Genomic DNA, 13,232 nt, shown 5'->3' on the forward strand with positions numbered 1-13,232 from the left:
CGGGGCGGCCAACGCTCGGAGGACGTATGACCACCGAACCGACCCACCTCGCCGACCTCACCGCCACCCGCCTGGCGGCCGGGTACGCGGCCGGCGAGTTCTCCCCCGTCGAGGCGGCCCGGGCGGTGCTGGAGCGCGCCGAGGCCGCCCAGGCCGCGACGAACTGCTTCACCCGGATCGACGCGGACGAGGCGCTGTCGGCCGCCAAGGAAGCGGAGGAACGCTGGCGGGCCGGTACGCCTGCCGGGCCGGTGGACGGGGTGCCCGTCACCGTCAAGGACCTGATCCTCACCCGGGGCGTGCCGACGCTGCGCGGTTCGCGGACGGTGCGGGCCGAGGGACCGTGGGAGGAGGACGCCCCGTCGGTCGCCCGGCTGCGGGAGTCCGGGGCGGTGTTCGTCGGCAAGACGACCACCCCGGAGTTCGGCTGGAAGGGCGTCACCGACAGTCCGCGGCACGGGGTGACGGGCAATCCGTACGACCCGGGGCGCACCGCGGGCGGCTCCAGCGGCGGCAGTGCGGCGGCGGTGGCGCTGGGCGCCGGGCCGCTGAGCCTGGGTACCGACGGCGGCGGTTCGGTCCGGATCCCGGCGTCGTTCTGCGGGATCTTCGCCCTCAAGGCGACCTACGGACGGGTGCCGCTGTATCCGGCGAGCCCGTTCGGAACGCTGGCGCACGTCGGGCCGATGACCCGGGACGCGGCGGACGCGGCGCTGATGATGGAGGTGATCTGCGGTGCGGACTGGCGGGACTGGTCCCAGCTCGGTCCGGCCGGCGGGTCGTTCCGGGAGGCGCTGGCGGGTCCGGTCTCCGGGCTGCGGGTGGCCTACAGCCCGTCACTCGGCTGGGAGGTGCCGGTGGCCCCGGAGGTCGCCGCGGCGGTCCGGGGGGCCGTCGGCACGCTGGCCGGGCTCGGCGCGTCCGTCGAGGAGATCGACCCGGGCATCGCGGACCCGGTGGAGGCCTTCCACACGCTGTGGTTCAGCGGTGCGGCCCGGGTGGTGCAGCATCTGGACGACGCGGACCGGGCGCTGCTGGACCCGGGACTCCAGGAGATCTGCGAGCAGGGCGCCCGCTACAGCGCACTGGACTATCTGGCCGCGGTCGATACGCGGATGGCGCTCGGTCAGGCCATGGGACGCTTCCACAGCGCCTACGACCTGCTGGTGACCCCGACCGAGCCGATCACCGCCTTCGAGGCGGGCGTCGAGGTACCGCCCGGATCCGGCCACGCCCGCTGGACGGGCTGGACGCCGTTCACCTACCCGTTCAACCTCACCCAGCAGCCGGCCGCGACGGTGCCCTGCGGGGCGGACGGCGACGGGATGCCGATCGGCGTCCAGCTGGTCGGCGCGCGGCACGCGGACGCGCTGGTCCTGCGCGCCGCACACGCCCTCTACGAAGCGGGGACCGCGGCGATCCCCGCGCCTCCTTCCCCCAGGAGCTGACCACTGCCCCCAGGGGCTGACCGCGCCGTCCCCGTCGTCCGCCTGCGGGCGGAGGACGGGGACGGCGAGGCAGACGGGCCTTCGCGGACGGCTCTAGGCCCGCCGGAAGTTGAGGCTCTCCCCCAGGGCTCCGGCCCGCCACAGGTCCTGGCAGGCGTCGGCCATCCGGTCCAGGCCGTCGACGACACTGCCCCACACGATGCCCGGCACCCAGCCCGCGTCACCGTTGATCAGCAGATTATTGCGCTCGTAGAACAGCGCAAGGTCGACAACGGTGGCGCGGCCCTGGTGCTTGGCCTGGGTCTCGTAACCGTAGGACTTCGTACCCAGTTGGGTGTCGGTGAAGGTGAAGTAGCACAGATCGCCGGGGATCGGGGTGATCGTCGGATTCTCCAGCGGCGGCTCCTCCGGGGCGAACGGCGCGAGCAGGGCGTAGATCTCGTTGCGGGCGTACTTGGCGTGATAGACGTCGCCGCCCAGCGGGAGCGCGTCCCATACGGCATTGCAGGTGATCGGCGCGCGGTCGTCGAGCAACTTGGCCGTGCAGCTCACGCCGCGCTTGTCCAGGGAGACTTCGATGAAGCGATCGGTCATGCCCCGATCGTAGGTGGGCAATACCGGCGCACGGAACAACTCCGGGGCGCTTCTATCAAGGGCTGGAAACGATCGGCATATATGCCAGGCATTCGGGTAACGGCGCGCCCATGGCTCCACCACAGGAGAACACCAAAATGATCAAGAGAAAATCGGCCGGTGGCATCCGGCGGCGAACGCTGCTCGCGGGGGTGGCGGCGCTCGGCACGGCGGGTGCGATGGGAGCGGGCACGGGCTGCTCCCGGGTGGATGTCTCCGGCGCGACCGGAGGCGGACACCAACTGGAGGATCTGCGGAAAAAGGGCACCGTCCGCATGGGCATCGCCAGCGAGCCGCCCTACGCCTCCATCAACGACAAGGGCGAGCTGACCGGCGAGGCACCCGCGGTCGCCAAGACGATCTTCCGGCGGCTGGGCATCAAGAATTTCGAGCCGGTACCGGTCGAATTCGGCGCACTGGTGCCGGGACTGCACTCCTTCCAGTACGACGTGATCGTCGCGGGTATGTTCATCAACAAGGCCCGCTGTGCGGCCGTTCTCTTCTCCGACCCGGATTACGAGAGCAAGGACGCCTTCCTCGTACTCAAGGGCAACCCGAAAAATATCCATACTTATGCGGATATCGCCAAGGGGCACTACCGGATGGGTTCCGGTATCGGTTATGCCGAGATCGACTACGCGGTCGGCAACGGCGTCAAGAAGAGCACCATCCAGACCTATGGCGACCAGATCGCCGGGATGGAGGCCCTGGAGGCCGGCCGGATCGACGTCTTCGCCGGCACCGCGCTGACCATGATCGAGGCGCTGAAGACCGGCGCCCACCCCAAGGTCGAGATGACCCGGCCGTTCACCCCGGAGATCGACGGCAAGCCCCAGCGCGACGGCGGCGGCTACGGCTTCCGGATCGGCGAGACCAACCTGCGCGACGCCTTCAACCGCGAGTTGCACAAGATGAAGAAGAGCGGCGAACTCCTGCGCATCGCCCGGCCGTACGGCTTCACCAAGGAGTTCCAGACCGACCTCACGGCGAAGGAGCTCTGTAAGAAGTGACCGGCGCCCTGTGGCAACTCTTCTTCGAGGGTCTGTGGATCACCATCCAGCTGATGGTCTACAGCGCCGCCCTGGCCGCGGTCGTCGCCTTCGGCATCGGCCTGGCCCGCACCTCACGGTTCTGGATCGTCCGCTTCCTGTCCGGGGTCTACGTGGAGTTCTTCCGCGGCACCTCGGCCCTGGTGCTGATGTTCTGGCTGTTCTTCGCGCTGCCGCTGCTGGGCTGGCAGCTGGTCGGCATCTGGGCCGGCACCCTGGCGCTGGGCCTGTCGTACGGCGCGTACGGCTCCGAGATCGTGCGTGGCGCCGTCCAGGCGGTGGCCCCCGCCCAGCGCGAGGCGGCCGTCGCGCTGAGCTTCACGCCCTGGCAGCGGCTGCGGAAGGTGATGCTGCCGCAGGCCGTCCCCGAGATGATGCCGCCCTTCAACAACCTGCTGATCGAACTGCTCAAGGGCACCGCGCTGGCCTCGCTGCTGTCCATCGGCGAACTCACCTTCCAGGCCAAGCTCGCCCGGCTGTCCACGGGCCAGAGCGCCGAGATCTACGGCATCATCCTCGTCCTGTATTTCGCGGTCGCGTTCGTGATGACCCGGATCATGCGGGTGCTGGAACGCCGCGCCAAGGCCTCGGTCGGCCGGGCGGTGCCCAAGGGTGAGGGCTGGTTCTCCCGCAAACTGCCCGTCGAGAAGCAGGGCCCCGAGGCACTGGCCACCGGAGGAAAGCCGTGAACAACTGGTCATGGAGCTACGTCGGCGAGATCATGCCCGACATCCTCAAGGGCCTGTGGATCACCGTCCAGGCAACGATCTACGGCTCGCTGGTGTCCTTCGCGCTCGGGCTGGTGTGGGCGCTGGCCCTGCGCGCACCGAGCCGCTGGGTGACCTGGCCGGTCAGCATCTTCGTCGAATTCGTCCGCAACACCCCGCTGCTGGTGCAGCTGTTCTTCCTGTTCTTCGTCCTGCCGGGCTGGGGTCTGGCCTTCGCGCCGCTGACCACCGGTGTCATCGGCCTGGGCCTGCACTACTCGACGTACACCTCCGAGGTCTACCGCGCCGGGATCGACGGGGTGCCGCCCGGGCAGTGGGACGCCGCCACGGCGCTGAGCCTGCCGCGCCGGCGCACCTGGACCGCGGTGATCCTTCCGCAGGCGTTCCGCCGGGTGGTGCCCGCGCTGGGCAACTACGTCATCGCGATGTTCAAGGACACGCCGCTGCTGGCCGGTATCACCGTCGCCGACATGCTCTTCCAGGCGAACAGCATCAGCGCCACCACCTTCGACTACCTGGAGCCGATCACCGTCGTCGGCATCCTCTTCGTGGTCATCTCCTACCCCACCTCCCTCCTTCTGCGAGCCCTGGAGCGTCGCCTTGTCCGCTGACAACACCCCTGCGAAAGAAACGGCCGACCCGGCGGACGGGGACCCCGCCCAGACGGAGTCCGGGGGAGCCAATGAGCTGATCCGCTTCGACAAGATCACCAAGCGGTTCGGGACCAACACCGTCCTGGATTCCCTGGACTTCACCGTCTCCTCGGGCAAGCACGTCACCCTCATCGGCCCCTCCGGTTCCGGCAAGACCACGATTCTGCGGCTGCTGATGACGCTGCTGAAGCCGGACGAGGGCACCATCAAGGTCGGCGGTGCGTATCTGACCCACGAGGAAAAGGGCGGCAAGCTCGTCCCCGCCGGGGAGAAGCACATCCGCGAGGTCCGCAAGAACATCGGCATGGTGTTCCAGCAGTTCAACCTCTTCCCGAACATGAAGGTGCTGCGGAACATCACCGAGGCGCCGGTGCACGTCCTCGGGCTGAGCAAGGACGCCGCCGAGGAGCGGGCCCGCGACCTCCTAGAGCTGGTGGGCCTGACCGCGCACCTCGACAAGTACCCCACCCAGCTCTCCGGCGGCCAGCAGCAGCGGGTCGCCATCGCCCGGGCACTGGCGATGCGCCCGCAGGTGCTGCTGCTGGACGAGGTGACCTCCGCGCTCGACCCGGAGCTGGTGGCCGGGGTGCTGGACGTCCTGCGGGACATCGCGCACACCACGGACATCACCATGCTGTGCGTCACCCACGAGATGAACTTCGCCCGGGACATCTCCGACGACGTCCTGATGTTCGACGCGGGCCGGGTCATCGAATCCGGCTCCCCGGAAAAGATCTTCACGGAGCCGGAGCACGAGCGCACCCGGGAATTCCTGAGCGCGGTGCTGTAGAACGGCGGCCGCTGGGCGCCGAGTCCGGTGTCGTGCGCGGTCGCGATGCCGTCAGCCCTCCCGGGGTCAGGCGCGTTCGCCTGGCGTGAGCCGGCTCGGCGTCGTACGGCCGGATTTGGCTCCCCGGGTACCGAGGGGCCCGGCGTCCGGCTTTCGGACCGACTCGCGGAACCGGCCACGGATGTGGCCGGTTCCGTACCCTTCCGGGGCGCTCCCCCTCCCCCGTCCCGGGGCACACGACTGCCGTGGGGCGTAATGCACCAGGACATCGGGGGCATCATGACCTTGGCATATGCCGAAGGCTCAAGCCCCAGTACAGAAACGGCAGGCGCGCTTCTTTTCAGTCAAGACCCCCTCCATCGAGGGCCGTTGACCGCTATCGTGAGGGCAACGTCGCTGTCCGGGATCGGTCGCGCAAGCGCCGGCCGAGACCACCAACGACCGTCATGACGCAAGCGGTAACAACCTGCTAGGGGGACACCGTGGCGCTGAAGCCCGAGCCGACCGCGCCGTTCCATTCGGTGCAGTACGCCCTTCGCGTGCTCGAAACGATCTCCAGGCACACCAACGGTGTGACCGATGCGCAGATCGCCCGCGAAACGGGGCTGTCCCCGGGCCAGCTCGCCCACATGCTGTCGATGCTCCGGCGCGAGGGCTACGTCGAGCAGGTCACCGACGGCGCTTACGTCGTAGGGGAATCGCTCCTGCTCCTGGGAGCGGGCGGCGACCGCAACCAGGCGCTGCGCGACAAGCTCCAGCTCACCCTCGACCACCTGCGCGACTCGGTCGGCGCGGCGGTCTACATCAGCCGGTACATCGACGGCGAGGTGAAGATCCTCCACTACGCCGACGGACCGCTGGCCCCCAAGGTCAACGAGTGGGCCGAATTCCACCGCACGGCGCACGCCAGCGCGGTCGGTAAGTGCCTGCTGGCACAGCTCGACCACGACGGCCGCAAGGATCACCTCTCACGCCACAAGACCGCCCGGCTCACCTCCCGGACGATCACCAACGAGAAGGTCCTGTTCCACAAGCTCGACAGCCAGCCGCCCACGGTTCCGGTCCTGGACCTCCAGGAGTACGCCGTCGGCACGGTCTGCGCGGCCGTACCGATCACCGCCGGCGCGACGGTCGGCTGCCTCGCCCTCTCGATGCCGCTGGAGCACGCCCACCGCCTGCGCCAGGCTGCCGACACCCTCAACCGCCAGGCCGCGCCGGTACTGCTGTCGCTGGCGATCTGAGGTCCTTCGCCCCTGGCCCGCATCCGTGGTCATGAGCACCCCTCTCGACCAGGTAGTATTTCTTTCGTCAGCGCGCGCCGCTAGCTCAGTTGGTTAGAGCAGCTGACTCTTAATCAGCGGGTCCGGGGTTCGAGTCCCTGGCGGCGCACGTATCAAGTGGGCGTTTCCGGTTCTCCGGGGACGCCCACTTTTTGTTGTGCCGGGACGGGGTGGGATGGGGTGGGGTAGACCGGTTGGCCGGTTGGCCGGGCTCCAGGATCGCCGGCCCCCGGGATCGCCGGGCGGGTCATCCTTCGGGGGTCACCGGTCCAGGAGGTGGGCCCGGTCGTGATCGCGGTACAGCGCCAGCAGTGCGGCCTGGTCCGCGGCGGTGAACCGGCGGTATGCGCTGCCGGCGGGGACGACCGGGGCTACCGGGGCTACCGGGGTCCACCAGACCGGCTCCGGGCACCGGAATCCGGTCCGCCGCAGGGCGGCACGATGCACCTTGTGGGTGGCGGTCACCGGCAGCGCCTCCATGGTCCGTACGAACCGGGGAGCCATCTTCGTCCCGAGATCGGGCTGGGCGGCGAGGAAGGCCGCGAAGTCGTCCGGGTCGAACACGGCGCCGTCCCGCAGCGCCAGGGCCGCCATGACCTGGTCCCCCGCGACCGGGTCGGGTACCGCGTACACGGCCACGCCCGCGGCCGGGGCGTACCGGGCGAGGATGTTCTCGATCACCGCGGCGGCCAGATTCTCGCTGTCGACCCGCAGCCGGTCATCCGTGCGACCGGCGAAGTGGAAGAACCCCTCGGTGTCGCGGAAGAAGAGGTCACCGGTCCAGTACCAGCCCGCGCCGACCCGGCCTTCGCCCCGGCCGCGGGTGCGGGCGGCGGTCGCCTCGGGATTGCGCCAGTAGCCCTCGAAGGAGCTGCGGCCGCGGTTGACCAGCTCCCCTGTTGCCTCGCCCCCGTTCAGCAGCCGGCCCGCCGGGTCGAGGCGGGCGCGCGGCAGCTCGGCACCGGTCTCCGGATCGACGACGGCGAGGTCGTCTCCGGGGGCCGCCCGGCCCACGGCGCCGGGCGGGGTGTCCGGGGTGCGCCGGATCGCCGCGCCACCCTCGGAGGAGCCGTACCCCTCGGTCAGGCGGACGCCGAACCGTTCGGCGAAGCGAGCCGCGTCGACGGCGCCCGCCTCCGTGCCGAAGCCGCAGCGCAGCGGATGGTCCCGGTCATCGGGGGCGGACGGGGTGGCGAGCAGGTACTGCACGGCCCGGCCGACGTAGGTGAAGTAGGTGGCCCCGTAGCGGCGCACATCGGGGAGGAAGGCGGAGGCCGAGAAGCGGCGGCGCAGTGCCACGGCGGCCCCTCCGGCGAGCGCCGGGGCCCACCCGGCGATCACCGCATTGCCGTGGAACATCGGCATGCAGAGGTAGTGGACGTCATCCCGGCGCACCTCGAAATGCCTGGCCAGCGAGTGCCCGGCGGCGGCCAGCCGGCCCTGGGTGCACAGGGCGGCCTTGGGCGCGCCGGTGGAGCCGGAGGTGAAGTAGAGCAGCATCCGGGAGGCGGGTGCCGGGGTGCCGGCGGCGCCGCGTCCGCGTCCGCCGGCCGCGATCTCGCCGGGTGTCGTGCCCTCGTACGGCCCGAGCAGGTCCCGGTAGGCCGGGTCGTCCACGACGAGGATCCGCCCGGGCGGGACGGGGAGGTCCAGGCCGGCGAGCAGTGGCAGCAGGGCGCGTTCGGTGATCAGCAGCGCGCAGTCGGTATGGCTGATGTCGCGGGCGAGTTCCGGCCCGCGGCGGGTGGGGTTGATCCCCACGACCGCGGCCCCGGCGAGCGCCGCCGCGCTCAGCCACAGCGGGTACTCGGGCACATTGCCGAGCAACACCCCGAGGTGCGGCTCGGCGCCGCGCGGCAGCAGTTCCCCCAGCAGTGCCGCCCGCGCGGCGGCGGCGCCCGCCAGCTCGTGATGGGTGAGCACCAGGTCCTCGTACTTCGCCCCCACCCGGTGATCACCCCACTGCGCCTGGACGAGCTCCGCGACGGTGGCGGCGCCGGAACGTCCCTGACCGATGGTGCCGTTGGCTGCCATGGCGTCGGAGGGTAGCTGACGTGGCGTCAGGTGGGGAGGGGCGGGCCGGGCCTCCCCAGGAGGGGAAGGGGGCGGCCGGACCTCCCCCGGGAGGAACGGGGAGGCCCGGTTGGACGTCAGGACGTCAGGGCGTCCGGGCGTCAGGACGTCAGGACGTCAGGGCGTCAGGGCGTCAGGGCGTCAGGGCGTCAGGAGAGGTCGACGTCCGAGCAGGCGTAGAAGGCGTTGCCCGTGTCGGCGATGTTCCAGACGCCGAGGATGATGTGGCGGCCGGACTTCTGGGTGGGGACGGTGCCCTGGTGCTGAACGGTTTCGCCCGGCCGGGCGCCGCCCATCGGGACCGCCATGAACGGCTGGGGTTCCAGGTCGGCGCGGGTGAGCGGCTTGCTGGGGTCGTAGCCGTCCTTGGTGATGAAGTACTCGAAGTCCGTGGTGGAGTGGCGCGCCGTCAGCCGCCAGGTGAAGGTGTAGCCCTGCCCGGGCGAGAGCTTGATGCCCGGCCACTTTCCGCCGCGCGGGTCGTCCAGCTGGGCGAAGTTCTCGTGCCCGCCGGAACAGATCCGGCCGTCCGCCGGGCCGGCGGCCGGGAAGCCCTTGGGGCCCTCGACGCTCTGCGGTTCGTACTGGATCGCGCCGCAATCCTTGACGGTGCCCTGGGCGCAGAGCGCCTGCCGGCTGGGTGGCGCGTCGCTGTAGCCGTGACTGGAGGCGCTGCCCGTCGAGAGGAGGGAGACACCGAGGACGCCGAGGCCGATCACGGCCGCACTGATCTTTTTGCGCATGCTTCGCTCCTGAAGAACGTGGGGGAGTTCCGTGCCGGGAGAAATGCAGTGCACTGCGGTGCCGACTCTGCGGTCTAGACCAAGTAGCAGAGTAGGACTGCACCATTGGCATGTCCAGACCAATCACGCAAGTGGGTGCGGAGCTGTCTCGGGTTGGTGCGTAACGGACCCGCGGCGGGGCGGGGCGACCGCGCCGGGACGCCCGGCCGCTCTTGCCGGGAGCGGCGCGCCGGACGCAGCAAGCCGGGTCAGGAGGTGTCCGGTCAGGAGGTGTCCGGTCAGGAGGTGTCCGGTCAGGTCAGGCCAGGTCACGGTGAAGCCAGGCAGGTCAGGGGAGGTCAGGCCAGGTCAGGTCAAGCCAGGTCTCAGGCTGCCGCTGTGAGCGGGGGCGCGGTGGGGCGGGCGGCGACCTGGACGAGGGCCGTATAGGTACGGCGGAGGGCGATCAGGGACTCCTGGGCCTCGCGGTAGACGGCGGCATCGGGGCCGCCGCGGTGGGCGAGGGTCCGTACGGGTGCACAGTGGCGGTCCATCGCGCTGAGCCAGGCACGGTGCTGTGCCGGGAGATGGCGTCGCAGCAGCTGGCGCCTGCCCTCACCCATACGGCGTCCGCCGATGCCCAGCACCGCTTCGGCCGCCTGGAGGACCGGCGGCTCCAGAGCGCCCTGTTCGGCGAGCGCGCCGAGCACCGCACGCTGCTGCGGTGTGGCCGGCGCGGCCGCCAGTTCCGCCGCCTCGGCGAGGAGCTGGGCGCGCAGCGCATGCTGGACACGGACCAGGCGGCGCAGCGCCGTCGGGGTGGAGGAGTCGTCGGGTGACCGGCCCGCGAGGGTTTCGGCGAGCCGGAAGAGCCAGATCCCGTGCGCCTCCAGACGGGTCGCGGCCAGCATCAACCGGTCCAGACGGCTGAGCGGCTGACCCTCCGGGGCCCAGCGGACGATCGGCACGAGCGCTTCGGTGCGGGCCAGTTGGTCTATGGGGATATGGCGGCGGGGCTTGCGTTCGGGGACCCAGTTGTGGAGCGCGAGGGTGGGCAGGGCGACGAACTGATCGTGATCGATACGGTGGGCGATCGCCGCCCACAGATCGAGAAACGCCTCGTCGGCGACCTCGCGAGCGGCCGGAGCCTGCGGGTCGAGCCCACCCCAGCCGCAGGAGACCGCGATCACCGCGATCCGCAGGGCGGCGGCCTCCGCGTTGCGCAGGGAGAGGCGGGAGACGCGTTGCCGCAGGGCGGACAACTCCTCGGCACGGTGGGCTCGTTCGACGAGTGCGATGGCGGCCGTGCGGTCGGGCGCGACCGCGGCCGCGCGCGCCATGGCGTCCAGCCGGGTCCAGGTTCCGATCATGGAACGGACGGGCGGCCGCTCGGGCAGAAAGCCGTGGGCACAGGGGTCGTGCGGGGAGGCGGAGGCAGGTTCGGCGGAGGCGGCGGAAGCGCCTGGGGTGGCCGGGGCGCTCGGGGTGGCCGACGGTATGCCGCGGGCGGAGTCCGGTGTCGGGGCCGGCGTTCCGGGGCTCACCGGCGTCGCGGCGGACGAGCCGGGCACACCGGCGGGCGGTATGCCGGCGCCGGGAGCGGCCGGCGCCACGCCCGCAGTTCCGGCCGGCACCCCGCCCCCGCTCGTAGCCGTGGCCGTGGACCGGGCCGCGGGCACCGCCGCAGCACCGGTCGCACTCACGGCCCCTGGAGCAGTCGCGGTGGGGGCCGCGGTCGTGGCCGCGGTCGTGACCGTGGCCGTGCTCGCAGCCCCGGCCGTGGTCGCAGTTGCAGTCGAAGTGGAAGTGGAAGTCGTCGTCGAAGTCGAAGTCGTGATCATGATCGCCCTGTCCCCCCTCAGCACTTCCCGGCGAACAGCCGGGCCAGGTGAGTGTCCATGTCGAGATAGCGGTCCTCATGGCCGGGCGGGACGATCGCCGTGGTCTGCTCCAGCCAGGCGGTCAGCTCGATCGCGCGCACCGACAGCTCACACACACTGTCATCGGTGGACAGCTCGATGTGTACCCGCCGTGATGCGCCCGGTCGGCGGAAGGACCACACGCGTACGTCCCCCTCACCTGCCTCGTCGTACAGCCCCGCCAGCAGCAGATCACGGGCGAACAGCCAGGTGGCCACCTTCTGGCCACGGCTGATGAACGCGACCTCGACCTCGTAGGGGCGGTCGCTGCGATAGCTGAACCGGCCGGCCACCGGAACCGCTTCGTCCGGCCCGAGGAGGAGCTGCATCTCAAGGGTGCGCTTGGCTGTCGACACCACGACGATCAACCTTTCCGACGGAGGGGCGAGTCCCGGGGACCCGGTCCGGGGCGCGCGTCCTGGCAGACGTTGCTGTGGAGGGTGGGGTTGCAAGAGGGAGAGGAGGAGTGACGGACGCCATGGCCGACACTCTCCGGGCGCGCTCCGTTCTTTCGTCCCGACGTTCGCTTCAGCCTCTCAACCGGCAGGAGATATCGCATGTTGACGGGGCAACTGATGGCCTACCGCCATGGAGTCGATGAAATCGATCTTTGCGGACCAATGCGGGCGGACCCTGAATCGAAGGCCCCCCGACCAAGGGTCTTTTGTCCCCTATGAGGCGACCCCCTGATGAGGTACGGCGAAACCGCCGGGCGATACCGCGAGTGGCCGGGATCACATGACCCGAGCGCGTGAGCGCAGCGGTCGGGGGTACGGAGCACACCTCGCGTTCGTGTAAAGTTCTCCAGGTCAGCGCGCGCCGCTAGCTCAGTTGGTTAGAGCAGCTGACTCTTAATCAGCGGGTCCGGGGTTCGAGTCCCTGGCGGCGCACGTAGGACTGAGGCCCCTCGCCATGCGGGGGGCCTCAGTCATGGGGTCGACCGGACGGATGACCATCCCTCTCCCCTCTCCCCTCTCCCCTCTCCCCTCTCCCCTCTCCCCTCTCCCCTCTCCCCTCTCCCCTCTCCCCTGCCCCCTGCCCCCTGCCCCCGTACGGCGGCAGTCGATTTCCTTGCGATCACAAACGGTAATGAACCGATCGCACACAGATTCGCCCCGGCGGCGGCACCCCGGCCTTTCGTCACAGGCTCGCCACTCCGCCGCTTACGCCTCTCCGAGCCCCCACCCCTGGATCCCGCCTCCACCGGCGGCGGACATCCCGGCAGCCAAGGCGTTCGAGCCGGCCGAGGCGGCCACGGCGCCGTCGCGACAGGGCTCCGGAAATCGCGGCGCCGTCATCCACGGAAGGCGCTTCCGGCACTCCCTCGACGAGGGGCACCAAGAGACCGAGCGAGCGGGGATGCCTTTGCCTTCCCTCCGGGAAGTAGCCACACCTTCGGCCAAATCGGCATACTCGGAGGTAACTTCATCAGAGTCGGCAAACGGGCCGAACCCGTCATGGATCCACCCCTCGACCGCCCGGCCGGTAAATTCCCGCAAACGTCGATCCCTGCCGGACATCCGGGACTCCAAGTCCCCTGAACAGGCTGTTTGTTGGGGGAATGGCGGCCTCCGCGCCCCTCGTCGCGCCCCGCCCGCGAATCCCTTGGCGCGCCGCACACCTTTACCGATTGACGGCGGATCGATCGGGGAAATATCGGTCCGGAGCACCCCCTTTACGCACGGGATTCTGCCGGACACCCAGAGCGAGGACGCCTCGGCAATTGCCCCGATATCCGTTGACAGCGGGAGAATTGACACCAGTCCCGTATCAAAGTGATGCGCCCTGCGCCACACGCGACCCCATCTTGCGCACTCTTGTACACAATTCCCTGGACAACTCTTGCCATCACGACGGCGGTTAGGGAACCTGACCTGATAACTCGGCGAAATGAGGGCCGCAACCAGCCGAGCGAGAACAGTCGGGCACGCCGGATG

11 protein-coding genes and 2 tRNA genes are annotated in these 13,232 nt (G+C 70.2%); 8 read left to right on the forward strand and 5 right to left on the reverse strand.

What is annotated here, in order from left to right; all coding sequences use genetic code 11:
• Positions 1-26 precede the first annotated feature (26 nt).
• Positions 27-1,448, forward strand: a complete 1,422-nt coding sequence (locus ACGFR7_RS08605; protein WP_393314898.1) for an amidase — start codon at positions 27-29, stop codon at positions 1,446-1,448.
• Positions 1,449-1,541: 93 nt separating this feature from the next.
• On the opposite strand, the gene ACGFR7_RS08610 is transcribed toward ACGFR7_RS08605, so the two are convergent.
• Entirely contained in the window at positions 1,542-2,042 is a 501-nt protein-coding gene (locus ACGFR7_RS08610) for a DUF3830 family protein (RefSeq protein WP_393314900.1), read from the reverse strand.
• Positions 2,043-2,152: 110 nt separating this feature from the next.
• On the opposite strand from ACGFR7_RS08610, the gene ehuB reads away from it, so the two are divergent.
• The 6 genes from ehuB (at position 2,153) to ACGFR7_RS08640 (ending at position 6,690) form a co-directional block, all read left to right on the forward strand.
• On the forward strand, positions 2,153-3,091 hold the full coding sequence (gene ehuB, locus ACGFR7_RS08615) for an ectoine/hydroxyectoine ABC transporter substrate-binding protein EhuB (protein WP_393314903.1): 939 nt from the start codon (positions 2,153-2,155) through the stop codon (positions 3,089-3,091).
• Positions 3,088-3,819: an ectoine/hydroxyectoine ABC transporter permease subunit EhuC gene (ehuC, locus tag ACGFR7_RS08620; RefSeq protein ID WP_393314906.1), complete on the forward strand. Its 732-nt coding sequence runs from the start codon at positions 3,088-3,090 to the stop codon at positions 3,817-3,819. Before ehuB ends, ehuC begins: the two co-directional genes overlap by 4 nt.
• Positions 3,820-3,851: 32 nt before the next feature.
• A complete protein-coding gene (ehuD, locus tag ACGFR7_RS08625) occupies positions 3,852-4,469 on the forward strand; it encodes an ectoine/hydroxyectoine ABC transporter permease subunit EhuD (RefSeq protein ID WP_393315362.1) in 618 nt (205 codons plus the stop codon).
• Positions 4,459-5,301: an ectoine/hydroxyectoine ABC transporter ATP-binding protein EhuA gene (ehuA, locus tag ACGFR7_RS08630; protein ID WP_393314909.1), complete on the forward strand. Its 843-nt coding sequence runs from the start codon at positions 4,459-4,461 to the stop codon at positions 5,299-5,301. The genes ehuD and ehuA overlap by 11 nt, the downstream gene beginning before the upstream one ends.
• Positions 5,302-5,783: 482 nt before the next feature.
• Positions 5,784-6,542 (forward strand): IclR family transcriptional regulator C-terminal domain-containing protein, encoded by a 759-nt coding sequence (locus tag ACGFR7_RS08635; protein WP_350251106.1) that lies wholly within the window; start codon positions 5,784-5,786, stop codon positions 6,540-6,542.
• A gap of 74 nt (positions 6,543-6,616) precedes the next feature.
• A tRNA-Lys gene (locus tag ACGFR7_RS08640) sits at positions 6,617-6,690 on the forward strand.
• Between the two features lie 152 nt (positions 6,691-6,842).
• On the opposite strand, the gene ACGFR7_RS08645 is transcribed toward ACGFR7_RS08640, so the two are convergent.
• The 4 genes from ACGFR7_RS08645 to ACGFR7_RS08660 form a co-directional block, all read right to left on the reverse strand.
• Positions 6,843-8,615 carry an AMP-binding protein gene (locus ACGFR7_RS08645; RefSeq protein WP_393314912.1) on the reverse strand — a complete coding sequence of 591 codons (1,773 nt, stop codon included), beginning with the start codon at positions 8,613-8,615 and terminating at the stop codon, positions 6,843-6,845.
• A gap of 188 nt (positions 8,616-8,803) precedes the next feature.
• The gene (locus ACGFR7_RS08650; protein WP_393314915.1) at positions 8,804-9,397 is read right to left on the reverse strand and encodes a lytic polysaccharide monooxygenase; all 594 of its coding nucleotides are present in this window, start codon (positions 9,395-9,397) and stop codon (positions 8,804-8,806) included.
• A gap of 365 nt (positions 9,398-9,762) precedes the next feature.
• On the reverse strand, positions 9,763-10,746 hold the full coding sequence (locus ACGFR7_RS08655) for a hypothetical protein (RefSeq protein WP_393314918.1): 984 nt from the start codon (positions 10,744-10,746) through the stop codon (positions 9,763-9,765).
• Positions 10,747-11,234: 488 nt separating this feature from the next.
• On the reverse strand, positions 11,235-11,654 hold the full coding sequence (locus ACGFR7_RS08660; RefSeq protein WP_393314921.1) for an SsgA family sporulation/cell division regulator: 420 nt from the start codon (positions 11,652-11,654) through the stop codon (positions 11,235-11,237).
• 457 nt (positions 11,655-12,111) lie between these two features.
• On the opposite strand from ACGFR7_RS08660, the gene ACGFR7_RS08665 reads away from it, so the two are divergent.
• Positions 12,112-12,185 (forward strand) — tRNA-Lys (locus ACGFR7_RS08665).
• Positions 12,186-13,232: the final 1,047 nt, after the last annotated feature.

The sequence above is a fragment of the Streptomyces sp. NPDC048516 genome (assembly GCF_043199875.1).
Taxonomy (GTDB): Bacteria; Actinomycetota; Actinomycetes; order Streptomycetales; family Streptomycetaceae; genus Streptomyces.